The organism is Variovorax sp. dw_954, assembly GCF_018449755.1.
In the GTDB taxonomy this organism is placed as follows: domain Bacteria; phylum Pseudomonadota; class Gammaproteobacteria; order Burkholderiales; family Burkholderiaceae_C; genus Variovorax.
Window position 1 is genome coordinate 218,312 of the sequence record NZ_JAAVVD010000007.1, and the last position, 14,650, is coordinate 232,961.

14 protein-coding genes are annotated in these 14,650 nt (G+C 65.7%); 3 read left to right on the plus strand and 11 right to left on the minus strand.

What is annotated here, in order from left to right:
• Positions 1-11: 11 nt before the first annotated feature.
• Both HB681_RS13895 and HB681_RS13900 read right to left on the minus strand, forming a co-directional pair.
• On the minus strand, positions 12-497 hold the full coding sequence (locus HB681_RS13895; protein ID WP_213955405.1) for a nucleoside deaminase: 486 nt from the start codon (positions 495-497) through the stop codon (positions 12-14).
• A 59-nt stretch (positions 498-556) separates the two neighbouring features.
• On the minus strand, positions 557-1,141 hold the full coding sequence (locus HB681_RS13900; protein ID WP_213955406.1) for a winged helix-turn-helix domain-containing protein: 585 nt from the start codon (positions 1,139-1,141) through the stop codon (positions 557-559).
• Between the two features lie 363 nt (positions 1,142-1,504).
• Between HB681_RS13900 and HB681_RS13905 the strand changes: the two genes are divergently transcribed.
• The gene (locus HB681_RS13905) at positions 1,505-1,705 is read left to right on the plus strand and encodes a hypothetical protein (RefSeq protein WP_213955407.1); all 201 of its coding nucleotides are present in this window, start codon (positions 1,505-1,507) and stop codon (positions 1,703-1,705) included.
• On the opposite strand, the gene HB681_RS13910 is transcribed toward HB681_RS13905, so the two are convergent.
• From HB681_RS13910 to HB681_RS13945, 8 genes are all read right to left on the minus strand, one after another.
• Entirely contained in the window at positions 1,702-2,649 is a 948-nt protein-coding gene (locus tag HB681_RS13910) for a hypothetical protein (RefSeq protein ID WP_213955408.1), read from the minus strand. The genes HB681_RS13905 and HB681_RS13910 overlap by 4 nt on opposite strands.
• Positions 2,650-2,734: 85 nt before the next feature.
• Complete coding sequence (locus tag HB681_RS13915; RefSeq protein WP_213955409.1) at positions 2,735-3,229, minus strand: hypothetical protein; 495 nt, start codon at positions 3,227-3,229, stop codon at positions 2,735-2,737.
• 209 nt (positions 3,230-3,438) lie between these two features.
• Positions 3,439-4,179 carry a LytTR family DNA-binding domain-containing protein gene (locus HB681_RS13920; protein ID WP_213955410.1) on the minus strand — a complete coding sequence of 247 codons (741 nt, stop codon included), beginning with the start codon at positions 4,177-4,179 and terminating at the stop codon, positions 3,439-3,441.
• Positions 4,157-5,290 carry a histidine kinase gene (locus tag HB681_RS13925; protein ID WP_213955411.1) on the minus strand — a complete coding sequence of 378 codons (1,134 nt, stop codon included), beginning with the start codon at positions 5,288-5,290 and terminating at the stop codon, positions 4,157-4,159. The genes HB681_RS13920 and HB681_RS13925 overlap by 23 nt, the downstream gene beginning before the upstream one ends.
• A gap of 26 nt (positions 5,291-5,316) precedes the next feature.
• Positions 5,317-6,477, minus strand: a complete 1,161-nt coding sequence (locus HB681_RS38730) for a histidine kinase (RefSeq protein WP_213955412.1) — start codon at positions 6,475-6,477, stop codon at positions 5,317-5,319.
• Between the two features lie 238 nt (positions 6,478-6,715).
• Positions 6,716-7,486, minus strand: coding sequence for an ABC transporter permease (locus HB681_RS13935; protein ID WP_213955413.1), 771 nt, complete (start codon positions 7,484-7,486; stop codon positions 6,716-6,718).
• Complete coding sequence (locus HB681_RS13940) at positions 7,483-8,340, minus strand: ABC transporter ATP-binding protein (protein ID WP_213955414.1); 858 nt, start codon at positions 8,338-8,340, stop codon at positions 7,483-7,485. The genes HB681_RS13935 and HB681_RS13940 overlap by 4 nt, the downstream gene beginning before the upstream one ends.
• A complete protein-coding gene (locus HB681_RS13945; protein WP_213955415.1) occupies positions 8,340-9,374 on the minus strand; it encodes an ABC transporter substrate-binding protein in 1,035 nt (344 codons plus the stop codon). The genes HB681_RS13940 and HB681_RS13945 overlap by 1 nt, the downstream gene beginning before the upstream one ends.
• 201 nt (positions 9,375-9,575) lie before the next feature.
• Between HB681_RS13945 and HB681_RS13950 the strand changes: the two genes are divergently transcribed.
• Complete coding sequence (locus HB681_RS13950; RefSeq protein ID WP_213955416.1) at positions 9,576-10,640, plus strand: alpha/beta fold hydrolase; 1,065 nt, start codon at positions 9,576-9,578, stop codon at positions 10,638-10,640.
• 83 nt (positions 10,641-10,723) lie between these two features.
• Here HB681_RS13950 and HB681_RS13955 read toward each other — a convergent pair whose 3' ends face one another.
• Complete coding sequence (locus HB681_RS13955) at positions 10,724-13,024, minus strand: NADP-dependent malic enzyme (RefSeq protein WP_213955417.1); 2,301 nt, start codon at positions 13,022-13,024, stop codon at positions 10,724-10,726.
• A 175-nt stretch (positions 13,025-13,199) separates the two neighbouring features.
• Between HB681_RS13955 and HB681_RS13960 the strand changes: the two genes are divergently transcribed.
• Positions 13,200-14,570: an NAD(P)/FAD-dependent oxidoreductase gene (locus HB681_RS13960; protein WP_213955418.1), complete on the plus strand. Its 1,371-nt coding sequence runs from the start codon at positions 13,200-13,202 to the stop codon at positions 14,568-14,570.
• Positions 14,571-14,650 lie beyond the last annotated feature (80 nt).

Below are 14,650 nucleotides of genomic sequence, written 5' to 3' on the forward strand. Positions count from 1 at the left end.
CGGGAAGAGCTTCAGCTCCGCCCCCGGCGCTCCCAGAAGCCGCGGTGCGTGGCGATCATTTCTTCCTCGACCGCGGCCACCGGCCCGACCACCTCGATCTTCTTCTGCCCGCGCGCGAAGACCTCGCGGCAAGGCAGCGACAGCGTCGGGTTCTCCGGATGGTCGCCGGTGAGCGCGAGCAGCGCCGCCTCTTCCGCGCCGTAGACCACGCGGCCGATGTTGGCCCAGTAGGCGGTGCCGGCGCACATCGCGCAGGGCTCGAAGGTAGTGACCAGCGTGCACTGCCAGAGGTAATCGGCGGGGTAGTTGAGCGAGGCGGTGCGCGCCAGCGTGGCCTCGGCGTGATGCACGGTGTCGATGTTGCCTTGCTCGGCGATGACGGTCTCGCCATCGGGGGCGACGAGCACCGCGCCGAACGGGTGGCGGCCCATGGTCATGGCGCGTTGGGCGACTTCGTTGGCGCGGCGCAGCGCGCGGAGGATCTGGTCTTGGGTCATCGGCGCAGTTTGACAGGGCTTTACTCCCTCTCCCCTCGGGGAGAGGGGGCAAATCCGGGCTATGCCCGACGAGACAAAGCGTTGCGAGGGTCGGGCCTGACGAGAAGCGAGAGCAGCTTTAGCCGACTCTCACGGGGCATCGCGTGAAATAGCTCGAGCAGGCTTTGGTCCATCTCGCCTGCGTCCGCTGGCATGAAAGCGGACGTGCCGAGGAACCAAACTGGTCGGGTTGCCGCAGCAGCAGCCTTGACAGGTCCCGGCGTTACCACCTCGACGGTGGTGTCGAGCATGTAACCACGACGCGGCAGGGTCTTGATCAAGCGCAAGTCCCGATCGTCAAGAGCAGCACGCAGATCTCCCACGCACTGAACGAGCGAATCGTCGGTGACCACCGTCGGGCCCCACAGTGCTGCGATCAGCTCATCCTTCATGAGCAGGCGTGCGGGATTCTTCAGCAAATGCCGCAACAAGGCGAGCGGCTTGGGCCGCAGCGCTATCGGGGCGCCGCCCTTGCGCAACTCGTCTCGCCGCGGATCGAACTCGAAGCCGGCAAAGACCAGGAGGACAGCAACCTGGGCGCCAGGCGCTTCGCTCAGCGGCTCATCCATGAGGAGACGATGGATCATCGTTCGTTTGGCGATCATTCGGCTGCTCCTTGGGACCTGGAATCCGTGCGCCAGCATCGCGCAACCCGCTGGCGCTCGCGATCCCGGAGCGACGAAAGCGGCAAACCGGGCGACGAACCAGAATCCGCGGCGACGAAGCTGGCCTCGGCGCCGTGTCGACTCGCGGGCGAGTCGAGCCCGTCTCCGTGCTGGCGATGCGAAGTGATGTCTGGGTTTCGTAGCAGGCGTTCAGGCTCTGCGTGATCGCGCCGGTGACACAGGCATGCGTTGATCCACGCAGGTTTCGATTCGTCCTGTACCGGCGTGCATTCATCGGATCGGGCTGGCCGCTCGTGCTGGACCTGGGTACCTTTGATCCCAGGCCACCCTCGGAGAGTCGACATGACACGCAACGGGCTCCTCGCCATCCTGCGAATCGCGATCCTCAGTTTCGCGCCCTTCGGCACGCACGCGCAAGACACCTTGGCAGCGGTCCCGGACGCGGAACTCGCCGGTGCCGCGCGCCATTCGTTCGTGCAGCGCCGCCTCGTGGAGACGGCGTCGGACCGCTTCCTGGGCAACGCCGGCATCGCGTCACTCTAGAAAGAGTGCGTCAGGTGGGCGTCGATCGAATACTTGAAGTCGAAGACGAATTGTCCCCAGACAAGCCTTTGCACCGTCACGGACAGCGTGTCCTTTTCCCCGACGCGGTAGTCAAAACCGGCGCCGACACTGGCGTAGTTGTGCATGGCGCGCTGATCGTGGTGATACCAGAGCTCGGTGGTCTGGTCATAGTCCCCGGTGTAGCCATGGCCCTTCTTGCCGAGAGCAAACGCCTTGACCGTCCATGCATCGTTGAGAAAGTAGCCCAGTTCAAGGTCCAGCCGGTTGTGGTCGATGCTTTGGCCCAGCGTCTTCTCGGCGAAGACGTGACCCACGTTCACGCGGTAATAGATATTGCTCAATTCGAATTGATGCGCGACCTCCACCGCGACTTCCAGTTTCCGCAAATCCTGGCCGGGCGCGGCTTGCGCGAAGAAGGTGTAGTTGTGGCTGGGTATGTACGCCGTGACCGACGGTTTGATCAGATAGTCGCCGACATTGGTGTGATAGGCCACGCCGACGTTCCAGTCCTGCCACGTGCCGTGGTAATGGCCGTCGTCGAGGAATTTCGATTCGGGGTGCGGCTGCACGGGCACCGTTGCGCCTCGGCATTGCGGCGGCGCCTGGGAGACGCAGTGCGGCGAGTCGCCGCCGTAGCGGCTTTCGATGAACGGAATGCCCAAGTACGCTGACCAGCTGTCCGCAAAGAAGTATTCCGCGTTGAGCGAGAGGCTTTGCACTCGCACAGCACCAATCGGCGCTTTTCCGCCTGGTACCGGCGCGAAAAAACCGTCGATGTAGGTGTTCTGATAGCCGATGGACATCCAGCCGTGTCCCTTGGCGGTGCTGTCTTGCTCGGTCAGATCGAGCGCGGGCACCACGAAGGCATTGCCGATCTGCGCGGCACACGGCATTGCGCAGATCGCGCCCATGGTGGTCAGCAAGGTTGGCAGCAAGCCCCCACGGACGGGCAGCCCCATGCGCCGAGAGGGGCGCCCTCGTTCGTGTTTCGAGCACACGGTGGGTTCGCTAGGCACTCATCGCCTGCTCGATGGCCTTGAGCAGGTCGTTGAAGTTCCCGGTCACGAGCCGCGGAAAGCGCGCTCGCATTTCGCGCTCGTGCGAAGCCTCGTCGAGCACCGGGATCAGCTTTGGCTCGGGAGCGGCCTTCGCGATCTGGCCGGTTGCTGCCAGCATGTCGTCTACGTAGGCGACGATCACGTCGTAGTGATTCTGCGCCAGCGCATGCCCCAGTTCGCCCGATCCTCGCGCCATGCTGACCTTGTGGCCCACCTTCTCCAGGTTGTCATGGAGCCTGGCATCGGTGGCCGCAGGGCGCCTGGCGTTGCCCGCCGGACCGTCCGAGTACAGAAGTATGGCCGCTGGATTGTGGGTCACGAAGGCGTGGTAGCGCATCGTACCGAGCGCGCGAAGCATCACTTCGCCGCAGGCTTGGGCCCGCGATGCGGCGGCGCAGAGGGTGACGACCAAGACTGCCGATGTCTTCCTTCTAAGGGCATTCATCGCTGTTCTTCTGGAACATACGGGCCGTGGACTACGTTGACCGGGGGGTAGGGCACTGTACACCTCGCCTCGACGATCGTCGATGGTCAAGCGCCCCGGCTACGCGGTGCCAGCATAGGCATTGCCGCCCGTAGCGGCGGGCTCTTCCGACGAACGCCCCGAAATCCCGGACGAACCGCGACAGGCGCGGACGAATCCAGTTCATGGCGCTACATGTGCTTGAACAGATGCGCGTTTGCCGCGCTGACCCGCAGCGTCTCCGGACGCTCCTTCAGGCGGAGATCGAGATGGCCTGCCAGCGCGCGCCGCACGCTCTTGATCGCATTGATGTTGACGATCACGCCGCGGTGGATCTGCCAGAACATCTCCGGATCCAGCCGCTCGACCAACTCCTTCAGCGGCGTCGTGATCAGCGATTCGCTCTCGGCCGTGACGACGGCGATGTACTTGTTGTCGGCCCGGAAGTAGCAGACGTCCTCCACGGTGATCAGGTGGATGTCCGCGCCGCGCAGGACGGTGATCCAGCGCAAGCGATCGCTGGTGGCTCGACGCTGGAGTTGCTCGAGCAGGCCGCTCATGTCGGCCGGCGGCGCGGCCAGGCGCTCCTTCACGCGGTGCAGCGCCCGCGCCAGGCGTGCCGGGTCGAGGGGCTTGAGCAGGTAGTCGACGGCGCCCTCCTCGAAGGCCTGCACCGCGTACTGGTCGAACGCCGTGATGAAGACCACATGGGCGCGCGTGCCCATCGCACGCGCAACCTCGATCCCGGTGAGGCCCGGCATCTTGACGTCCAGGAACAGCACCTGCGGCCGATGCCGCTCGATCTGGCGCAGCGCCTCGTGGCCATCGTGCACCATGGCGCAGATGACCAGCCCGGGCCACAGGCGCCCCAGTTCCTCGCGGATTTCCGCGGCCAGTACCGGTTCGTCTTCAGCGATCAATGCCGTGGTCATCGTGGTCTCCCAGCAGAAGAGGCAGATCGAGCGTCAGGCACGGCGGGGCCGCCGAGACGGCCAGGCGGGCGGTCTGCCCGAACAGCCGCCAGAGCTGCTCGTGCAGCGGCGCGAGATTGGGCTGCGCCAGCACGCCCGGGATCCCGGTCAGGTCAGCGGGGCTCGGCTGCAGCGTGACGATCAGACGCTGCCCGACGAGTTCTGCGTCCAGGCACCACTCGACCTCCGTGGCACGCGGCACCGCCAGCACTTCGCGCAGCAGCGGCAGCACCAGCATGGGAGCGATGCCGATCTTGGCGCTATCGGGCGTCATGTGCAGCCGGATTCGGTTACGCGCGCGCCCCGCACTCCCCGACACCCGCAGCCAGGCCTCGACGAGCGCAAACTCCCGCTCGATGGTGGAGGTGTCGGCGCCCCCACCGGGCTGCATGGCGCGCAGCAACGTGATCAGTTCGGCCAACAAGGCATCTGCAGCCTGTGGTTCGCGATCGTGCAAGTCGCCAACCCGCCGGAGCGCATCGAACAGCAATTGCGGCTCGACGCGCGACTGAAGGGCGAGCAATCGCGCCGTCTGCACCCGCTGCTCGCTGCGCACGCGTTCGGTTTCGGCAGCCTGGGCCCGGCGCGTCGTCCGTTGCGTGACGCGCCAGTAGGCGTAGATCGACACGCCAAAGCCGAATTCGTACAACGCGACCAACATCCACCACACGAGCTGTGCCACGCCCTCATCCTGCCCCGTGATGAAATTGCTTGGACCCGGTTCAGCGGATCGTTGGAATTCGAAGACAAGGCCGTACAGCCGTGTGATGGCCGGATCGAAAACGACGAGCGCGATGACGGCCAACCCGTATGCACGCAGCGGGGATACACCATCATCGAAAGCCTCGTCGGCGATCAGCACGGCATATATGACTGGAATATTGGCGACCGCCCAAGCGCCTTCGAGGTAAGGAACAAGGGGGTCGACCAGTTCCACTGGCGGAAAGAAAATCCCCCCGAGCGGATTGATTGCATTACGCACGATGGAGATCAGCAGCGCCAGCAGCACGTGCCGCCAACCCATCCGACGCCAGGCTCGCGCCGCCCACGCGCCGAGGCACGAGCGCGGCATCGTGAGTCTCTTGTGTGAGAGCACCTTCACACCGCATGCACAGGGAAGTGAATTTGCGCCACGACACCACGCGGCTGGTTGAGTTGCAGCGACAAGCCCGCCGCCGCACCGTACATCGCCCTCAGGCGCGCACGGATGTTGGCCAGGCCGGTGCCACCGCCCGACCCCGGCACGAGACCGTGCCCCGTATCGGCCACCTGGAGCACGAGCATGTCGTTGGCTTCGGTGGCGACGATGCTGATCGATCCGCCCTCGGCGAGCGGACTCAACCCGTGTTTCAGCGCGTTCTCGATCAACGTCAGCAGCATCATCGGCGGCACGATGTGCCGGCCGAGAGCGTGTGGAACGTCGATGTGAAACTGGAGCCGCGCGCCCATGCGGACCTGGTGCACGGCGAGGAACGCCCGGATCAGCTCGGCCTCGCGCGCAAGCGTCGAGCTGTCGTCGCGCATCCGCGGGAGCGCGCTTTCGAGGTAGAGCATCAAGTCGACGAGCATCGCGCGGCCCGCCCTGCCGTCCGTGCGCAACAGCCGGCGCACGTTAGCCAGCGAATTGAAGAGAAAGTGCGGCTCGATCTGCGCCTGCAGCACCTGCAAGCGCCCCGCCGCCAGTTCGCTCTCCAGCCGGACGCGATTCAATTCGGCTTCATGCAGCGCCGCCGCCGCGCGAAGGCTTGCCCAGCGATATTCACCGAGCACGCCCACCAGCAGCGCGAGCACGAACATCGTGTGCAGCATGTAGGGCCGCTCGCCATCCGAGACGGGCTCGCCGCTCAGCACAAGCGTCAGGCCGTCTTCGGCGAACCAACCCGCAGCGGCGGCCGTGAAGATCACCAGCGCCAACGCCGGCCAGCGCAGCGCCCGGCGCTCGGGCAGCCATGCCGTGCCGAGCCGCAAGACCAGAAGCAATGCCGCCACCGCCACCAGGGCACGCAGAAAGCACCAGGCAAACTCAGGCCACGCGTCCGAGAAGGACTCGAGGAAGAAGAGCCACAGGCTTTCGAACGACGCGAGCATCAGCGCGCAGGCGACGCCGGCCGTCAGCCAGATCGCGACGTTCTCGAACCACGAGCGATGGCGCTGGAACGGAACACCGGCCATGACATTGCCTTTGATCCTGTGGTTATCGGCCGATCTCGCATGCGAGCCTCGAGCCAGGAGTCTTCGCGGAGCCTGTTCGCCTCCCACGCTGGGGGCTGCGCGCCGGTTTGACATCATTGCCGCCGGCTGTCAAGGCCAACGTGGATCTGCGCAGCTTAGGACGGGCCAGGAGGCGGCTCCAGCCGAATCCGATGAAGTGCCCGATTTCCGGTGCCAGTTCCCGCCGAATCCGACATCCGGGCCCGTCGAGCCGCTCGACCTCAGCGCCATGGGCATCGCCGGGATTTGCTCCCTCTCCCCGGAGGGGAGGGGAAGAAGACCCGACTCACTCGCCCTGTGAACCGCGGTGCGCCCAGCCCGTCGTGTGCTTCTCTATCGCGCTGAAGATCTCGTACATCACCATCGCCATCGCGCCCACCACCACCAGCCCCGCAAAGGCCAGCCCCATCTGCATGGCCGAGCCGGCCGAGATCAGCAGGTAGCCGATGCCTTCATTCGCCGCCGTCATCTCGCTCACCGTCGTGCCCACGAACGCCAGCGTGATCGCCACCTTGAGAGAGGCGTAGAAGTAGGGCATGGAGCGTGGCAGGCCGATCTTCATCAACACGTCCCAACGCTTCGCGCCGAGCACGCGCAGCACGTCTTCCAGTTCCGGCTCCAGCGTGGCCAGCCCGGTGGCGATGTTGACCATGATCGGGAAGAAGCTGATGAGGAACGCGGTCAGGATGGCAGGGCCCGCGCCGATGCCGAACCACACCACCAGGATCGGCACGAAGGCCGCCTTCGGCAGCGCGTTGAACGCGGTCATCAACGGGTACATCGCTGCATAGGCCAGGCGCGAGCTGCCGACCACGAAGCCCAGCAGCACGCCCACCACGATCGCCAGGCCGAAGCCCGCCATCGTCACCCAGAAGGTGCGCCACGCGTGCCCCGCGATGATCAGCTTGAACTCCCAGAACTGGGTCCAGATGCGCCACGGGCTCGGGAAGATGAACTCCGACACCTCGAAGCCCGCGCAGATCACCTGCCACAGCACCAGCACTGCCACCAGCAGGATCCACGGCGACCAGCGCTCGATCTGCCTGCTGTTCTTCATGGCGAAACCGCCGCCGCGGTTTGAGCCGCGCCGATGCCGGTATTTCGGATGGCGCCGATGTGCCCGCGCAGCTCCAGCACGATGTCGGTGAACTCCTTGGTGTAGGTCAGTTCCAGCTCACGCGGGCGCGGCAGGTCGATCTCGCGCCGGACCACGAAGCGCCCCGGGCTCTTGCTCATCACATACACCGTGTCGGCCAGGAACACCGACTCGCGCAGGTCATGCGTGACCAGGATCACGTTGAACCGCTGCTCGGTCCAGAGGTCGCGCAGGATGCACCATAGCTCCTCGCGCGTGAACGCGTCGAGCGCGCCGAAGGGCTCGTCGAGGAGCAGCATCTTCGGCTCGTGGATGAGCGCGCGGCAGATGCTCGCGCGTTGCTGCATGCCGCCGGAAAGCTGCCACGGGAACTTGTCTTCATAGCCGGCCAGGCCGACCTTCTGCAGCAGCTTGCGCGCACGCTCCACGTATTCCTTGCGCCTGGCCTTGAACGACGAGCGATAGGGCTCGACGATCTCCAGCGGCAGCAGCACGTTGTCCACGGTCGTGCGCCAGGGCAACAGCGACGGCGCCTGGAAAGCCATACCCGAGATCTTGAGCGGCCCCGTCACGGGTGCGCCATCGATACGGATCCTGCCGATCGAGGGCATCCTCAGCCCCGTCGCCAGCTTCATGAAGGTCGACTTGCCGCAGCCCGACGGCCCGACGATGGCGATGAACTCGCCGCGCTTCACCTTCAGGTCGATGGCCTCGACCGCGAAGTGATTGGCGCGGAGCAATTCCTCGTTGTAGGCGAGCCAGACGTCCTGGAAGTCGACGAAGGGCGCTTCGGGCGTCGCGTCGGCGGCGCCCATCACTTGCGCAGGATGTTCAGCTCGGCGGCGGGCGGCAGCATGGCCGCGGTCCACACCGCATCCGGGTTCACGCGGCTCTTGGTGTTGAAGGCGTCGGACACCTGCGATGCCATGAGCGACAGCCGCCCCGAGTTCACCGCGCCGAAGCCTTCGGCACGTGCATCGGGGCTGTTGATGACGGTGTCGATCGCCAGCTTGAGCCGGCGCGTCTCGAGTGCGCTGTCGATGATGCCGTCGCGCGCCTTCACCGACTCGACGGCCACGGCCGGGTTCGCGAGGACTTCCTTCGCGCCCTTGGTGAAGGCGGCGAGGAAAGCCTTGATGGCGGCCGGGTTCTCCTTGATGAGCTTGGGCGACGCGATGATCACGTTGCCATACAGCTTCACGCCGTTATCGGCGTAGGGCAGGATCACCACGTCGGCGGCCTTGGTGCCGCGCGCTTCCAGGTTCAGCAGCGAGGTGAACGTGAAGCCGGTGATGGCGTCGATGTCGCCGCGCATCAGCATGGTTTCGCGCAGCGTCGGGTCCATCGCGGTCCAGTTGACCCCGGTGATGTTGTTGGCCTTGGCAAAGATCGGGAACGCGCGGCGGCCTGCGTCGAACACCGGCGCGCCCAGCTTCTTGCCGTTGAGGTCGGAGGGCTTGGTGATGCCGCTCTTCTTGAGCGCCATGACCGACGCCGGCGTGTTGTTGTAGACCATCATCACCGCGACCGGCTTGTTCGGGCTGTCGGGGTTGTTGGCGTGGAATTCCATCAGCGCGGCCAGGTCGGCAAAGCCCATGTCGTAGGCGCCCGAAGCCACGCGCGTGACGGCGCCGCCCGAGCCGTTGCCCGCGTCGATGGTCACGTCCAGGCCGGCCTGCTTGAAGTAGCCCTTGGCGGCGGGGTGCAGAAAGAGGGCAGCGGGGCCTTCGAAGCGCCAGTCGAGCTGGAACTTGATGGGCGTGGCGGTCTGGGCAATGGCCGTGGCGGCGAGGCCCAGGCCCAGGGCCGACACGGCGAGGAAATTCTTGATCAACTGACGCTTGTTCATTCTGGGATCCGATGGAGAGAGGGAGAGCAGTGCGAGGGATTCAAGCAAAAACGGGGCCGCACGCAAATGGTGCCAACCCGCGAGCGTGCCTTGTGTCGGTGCGGGGCGTCATCGCACCTCGGTGCACTCCCTGATGGGCAAGCGCTCGATGTCGTGCCTAAAGTGGCCTGGCCGCGACCGCGGCTTTCACGGAGACACCCCATGACAACAACACTGCGCCGGGCCTGCGCTGCCCTGTTCCTCCTTGCATCCGTCGCGCTCACCGCATCGGCCGCCGCCTTGCCGCCCGCGAGCGAGGGTGACTGGGTCGCGAAAGACTTCCGCTTCAGCACCGGCGAGGTCCTGCCGGAGGTGCGCCTGCACTACACCACGCTCGGCTCGCCCGCCAATGAGGCGGTGCTCGTGCTGCACGGCACGGCGGGCTCCGGCGGCAGCATGTTGTCGCCGGCCTTCGGGGAGGAACTGTTCGGTCCGGGCCAGCCGCTCGATGCCGCGAAGTACTTCATCATCCTTCCGGATGCGGTGGGCCACGGCAAGTCGGCCAAGCCATCGGACGGGCTGCGCACGAAGTTCCCGCGCTACAACTACGACGACATGGTGCAGGGCCAATATCGCCTGCTCGCCGAAGGGCTTGGCGTGAAGCACCTGCGCCTCGTCATCGGCAATTCGATGGGCGGCATGCAGACCTGGATGTGGGGCGAGCAGCATCCCGACTTCATGGACGCGCTGGTGCCGATGGCCTCGCAGCCTTCCGAGATGTCCGGCCGCAATTGGATGATGCGGCGCATGGTCATCGATTCGATCCGCAACGACCCCGCATGGAACAACGGCAACTACACCACGCAACCGCAGGCCGTTCGCGTGGCGAATGCGTTCTTCGGCATCGTCTCCATCGGCGGTACGCTGGCCTACCAGGACCAGGCGCCGACACGCGCAGCCGCCGACAAGTTGCTGGACGCGCGCCTGGCGGCGCCGTTCACCCCCGATGCGAACGACTTCCTCTACCAGTGGGATTCATCGCGCGACTACAACCCATCGCCGCAGCTCGAGCGCATCCGCGTACCGGTGCTCGCGATCAACTCCGCCGACGATGAACGCAACCCGCCGGAGCTGGGCATCATGGAGCGCGAACTCAAGCGCGTGAAGAACGCGAAGCTCTACCTGATCCCGGCCAGCAAGGACACGCGCGGGCACGGCACCACCGGCATGGCGAAGTTCTGGAAGACGCAGATGCAGCAGTGGCTGGAGGCGCTGCCGAAGCCGTGAGGTGCGTCCGGCGGAGCGCGGGCCGAGGACAGCGGGTATTCCCCTCCGCGAATGTCCCCGGCCTGCGGCCTCGAGGCGGCTCCCTACTTCTGGATCCCAGCGTTCGCCACCGCCAGCGCCGTCATGTTGACCACGCGCCGCACCGTGGCGCTCGGCGTGAGGATGTGCACGGAAGCTGCCGCACCCATCAGGATCGGGCCCACCGTCACACCGTTGCTGCCGGTCATCTTCAGCACGTTGAACAGGATGTTCGCGGCGTCGAGGTTCGGGCAGATCAGCAGGTTGGCTTCGCCCTTCAGCGAGCTCTCGGGCAGCGCCTTGTTGCGCACTTCGTCCGACAGCGCGGCGTCGCCGTTCATCTCGCCGTCGCACTCGACGTCGGGCGCCATGCGCGAGAACAGGTCGCGCGCCAGCCGCATCTTGCGTGCGGAGGCCCGCTCCGACGAGCCGAAATTGGAATGCGACAGGAACGCCACCTTGGGCGGCAGTCCGAAGTGGCGCACCTCCTCGGCAGCCATCACGGCGATGCTGGCCAGCATCTCGGCGCTCGGGTCCTCGTGGATGAAGGTGTCGGCGATGAACAGCGTGCCCTTGTCGAGCGTCAGCGCGTTCAGCGCGGCAAAGCCGGGCGCACCGCGCTTCAGCCCCGTGACCTCGCGCAGGATCTTCAGGTGGCTGTCGAAGCGGCCGACCAGGCCGCACAGCATGGCGTCGGCATCGCCCAGGTGCACCATCAGCGCTGCGATGGTGGTGTTGGAGCGGCGCACCATGGCCTTGGCGGCGTCGGGCGTGATGCCGCGGCGGCCCATGATCTTGTGGTACGCCTCCCAGTAGTTGCGGAAGCGCGGATCGTTCTCGGGGTCGACGACCTCGGCGTCCTCGCCCAGCCGCAGGTGCAGGCCGGCCTTCTTCACGCGCGCCTCGATGATGTTCGGGCGCCCGATGAGGATGGGTCGCGCGAGGCCTTCGTCCACGGCCAGTTGCGCGGCGCGCAGCACGCGGTCGTCCTCGCCTTCGGCGTATGCCACGCGCTTGGCGGTGGCAACCTTGGCCGCACTGAACACCGGGCGCATGAACATGCCGGTCTGGTAGACGAAGCGCATCAGGTGCTGCCGATAGGCCTCTATGTCCTCGATGGGCCGTGCCGCCACGCCAGATTCCGCAGCGGCCTTGGCCACGGCCGGCGCGATGCGCAGGATCAGGCGCGAGTCAAAGGGCTTCGGAATGATGTAGTCGGGGCCGAAAGCCAACTCCTGGCCTTCGTAGGCAGTGGCCACTTCCTCGCTGATGTCGGCCTTGGTCAGGTCGGCGATCTCGCGCACGCAGGCCAGCTTCATCTCTTCCGTGATCTTGCTCGCGCCGCAATCGAGCGCGCCGCGGAAGATGTAGGGGAAGCACAGCACGTTGTTGACCTGGTTCGGATAGTCCGAGCGGCCGGTGGCGATGATGCAGTCGGGCCGCACGGACTTGGCCAGCTCGGGCCGGATCTCGGGCTCCGGGTTGGCCAGCGCCAAGATGATCGGTTGCGTGCCCATGGTCTTGACCATGTCGGCCGACAGCACGCCGGGCGCCGAGCAGCCGAGGAACACGTCCGCACCGTCGACCACGTCGGCCAAAGTGCGCGCACCCGTATCTTTCTGGGCGTAGCGCTTCTTCGATTCGTCGAAGCCGCCGGCACGGCCTTCGTAGATCAGGCCCTTGGAGTCGACCGCATAGATGTTCGCGATCTTCGCGCCCAGGCCGACCATCACGTCGAGGCAGGCGATGGCCGCCGCGCCCGCGCCGGAGACGGCGATCTTCACGTCCTCGATCTTCTTGCCGACCAGTTCCAGCCCGTTGAGCAAGGCGGCGGCCGAGATGATGGCGGTGCCGTGCTGGTCGTCATGGAACACCGGGATGTTCATGCGCTCGCGCAGCTTCTTCTCTATGTAGAAGCACTCGGGCGCCTTGATGTCCTCGAGGTTGATGCCGCCGAGCGTGGGTTCCAGCGCGGCGATGATGTCGACCAGCTTGTCGGGGTCGTTCTCGGCCAGTTCGATGTCGAACACGTCGATGCCGGCGAACTTCTTGAACAGGCACCCCTTGCCCTCCATCACCGGCTTGCTCGCCAGCGGGCCGATGTTGCCCAGGCCCAGCACAGCGGTGCCGTTGGTGACCACCCCCACCAGGTTGCCGCGCGAGGTGTACTCGGCTGCCATCGCAGGGTCGGCCTCGATGTCGAGGCAGGGGTAGGCGACGCCCGGCGAATAGGCCAGCGACAGGTCGCGCTGGTTCATCAGCGGCTTGGTGGGCGTGACGGAAATCTTGCCCTTGACGGGGCTGCGGTGGTATTCGCGGGCTGCTTCGCGCAGCGCTTCTTCTGCCGGTGACAGGGGGGCGGCCATTTGAAAATCTCCTTGGTTCTCTGGGCTCGGAAGGCTACTCCAAAAGTGCACTGCGTTCGCGTAGTGGAAGCACGGTGGCATGTTTTGGCAGTCAGTCGGGGTGCGCCGGTGGATAAACTCCAGTCCGCAATCGGGGAGGGCTGGGATCACAATGCGCCGGAGGAGGCGCGCTTTCATGGCAATACAGAATCTTGATGAAGCATCGCCCGATGTCGTCGTGATCGGCGGCGGCCCGGCGGGCTCGACGGTGTCGGCCCTGCTGGCGGAGAAGGGGTACGACGTGGTTCTCCTCGAGAAAGCGCAGCACCCGCGCTTTCACATCGGCGAGTCGCTGTTGCCGATGAACATGCCCCTGTTCGATCGCCTGGGCGTGCGCAAGGAAGTCGAGAACATCGGCATCACGAAGCACGGCGGCGAATTCGTCTCGCCCTGGCACGACCACACCAGCCTGTTCCTGTTCGGCGAGGCGATGGACAAGTCCTTCCCCTATGCGGTGCACGTGCGCCGCTCCGAGTTCGACGAGCTGTTGTTTCGCAATGCCGGCAAGCGCGGCGCGCGCACCTTCGAAGGACACAAGGTCACGCATGTCGACATGAATGCTGGCAAGGGCACGCCCGACAACCGTGCGCTGATCAAGGTGAAGGCCGACGACGGCGCCGAAACCGAATGGCGCCCGCGCTTCGTCATCGACGCGAGCGGTCGCGACACCGTGTTGTCGAACCAGCTCGACGCCAAGAAGCGCAACCCCAGGCATGCGAGCGCGGCGATCTTCGGCCACTTCGCCAACGCGAAGCGCACGCCCGGCAAGTACGAGGGCAACGTCACGCTGTTCTGGTTCGACCATGGCTGGTTCTGGTTCATCCCGCTGCGCGACGGCACCACCAGCGTCGGCGCGGTGGCTTCGCCGGCTTACTTCAAGCGGCGCACCGGCACGCTGACCGACTTCCTCATGGAGACCATCGCGCTGGCGCCCAAGCTGGCCGAGCGTCTCAAGGATGCGACGCTGCTGGAAGGCGCGACCACCACCGGTAACTACGCCTACGACTCCAAGTTCTGCCGCGGCGACCGCTTCGCGATGATCGGCGACGCCTATGCCTTCGTCGACCCGATGTTCTCGTCGGGCGTGTACCTTGCGATGAACAGCGCCTTTGCGAGCGCGACCGCGGTGGACCACTGGCTCAAGGGCGAGGCAAAGGAAGCGGAGCAGGCCTTCCGCCAATTCGAGCGGACCATGCGGCACGGGCCGAAGATGTTCTCGTGGTTCATCTACCGCATCACCTCGCCGGCGATCCGCAACATCTTCATGAACCCGCGCAACATGTGGCGCATGCAGGAGGCGCTGATCTCGATCCTGGCCGGCGACCTGTTCCGCAAGACACCGATCTGGCCGCGGCTGATGGGCTTCAAGCTCATCTACTACATCTCGTGCATCACGATCATGAAGCAGTCCTTTGCGACGTGGGCCTGGCGGAGGAAGAATTTGAAGGCGTCGCTGGCTGTGTCGGGGCTGGAGGCGCCTAGGGACGCGGTGTACGAGAAGGGGTGAGGTGGGATTCACTCCCTCTCCCGCTTGCGGGAGAGGGCTGGGGTGAGGGCAAGCCGGGCCCAAGCCCAACCTTTCCCGCC

What these genes read in the sequence shown, in the direction of transcription:
- HB681_RS13905 (WP_213955407.1), top strand. Translation starts at nt 1,505, where the DNA reads ATGACACGCAACGGGCTCCTCGCCATCCTGCGAATCGCGATCCTCAGT.
- HB681_RS13895 (WP_213955405.1), bottom strand. Translation starts at nt 497, where the DNA reads ATGACCCAAGACCAGATCCTCCGCGCGCTGCGCCGCGCCAACGAAGTC.
- HB681_RS13925 (WP_213955411.1), bottom strand. Translation starts at nt 5,290, where the DNA reads ATGCCGCGCTCGTGCCTCGGCGCGTGGGCGGCGCGAGCCTGGCGTCGG.
- HB681_RS13950 (WP_213955416.1), top strand. Translation starts at nt 9,576, where the DNA reads ATGACAACAACACTGCGCCGGGCCTGCGCTGCCCTGTTCCTCCTTGCA.
- HB681_RS13955 (WP_213955417.1), bottom strand. Translation starts at nt 13,024, where the DNA reads ATGGCCGCCCCCCTGTCACCGGCAGAAGAAGCGCTGCGCGAAGCAGCC.
- HB681_RS13945 (WP_213955415.1), bottom strand. Translation starts at nt 9,374, where the DNA reads ATGAACAAGCGTCAGTTGATCAAGAATTTCCTCGCCGTGTCGGCCCTG.
- HB681_RS13920 (WP_213955410.1), bottom strand. Translation starts at nt 4,179, where the DNA reads ATGACCACGGCATTGATCGCTGAAGACGAACCGGTACTGGCCGCGGAA.
- HB681_RS13900 (WP_213955406.1), bottom strand. Translation starts at nt 1,141, where the DNA reads ATGATCGCCAAACGAACGATGATCCATCGTCTCCTCATGGATGAGCCG.
- HB681_RS13915 (WP_213955409.1), bottom strand. Translation starts at nt 3,229, where the DNA reads ATGAATGCCCTTAGAAGGAAGACATCGGCAGTCTTGGTCGTCACCCTC.
- HB681_RS13960 (WP_213955418.1), top strand. Translation starts at nt 13,200, where the DNA reads ATGGCAATACAGAATCTTGATGAAGCATCGCCCGATGTCGTCGTGATC.
- HB681_RS13935 (WP_213955413.1), bottom strand. Translation starts at nt 7,486, where the DNA reads ATGAAGAACAGCAGGCAGATCGAGCGCTGGTCGCCGTGGATCCTGCTG.
- HB681_RS13940 (WP_213955414.1), bottom strand. Translation starts at nt 8,340, where the DNA reads ATGGGCGCCGCCGACGCGACGCCCGAAGCGCCCTTCGTCGACTTCCAG.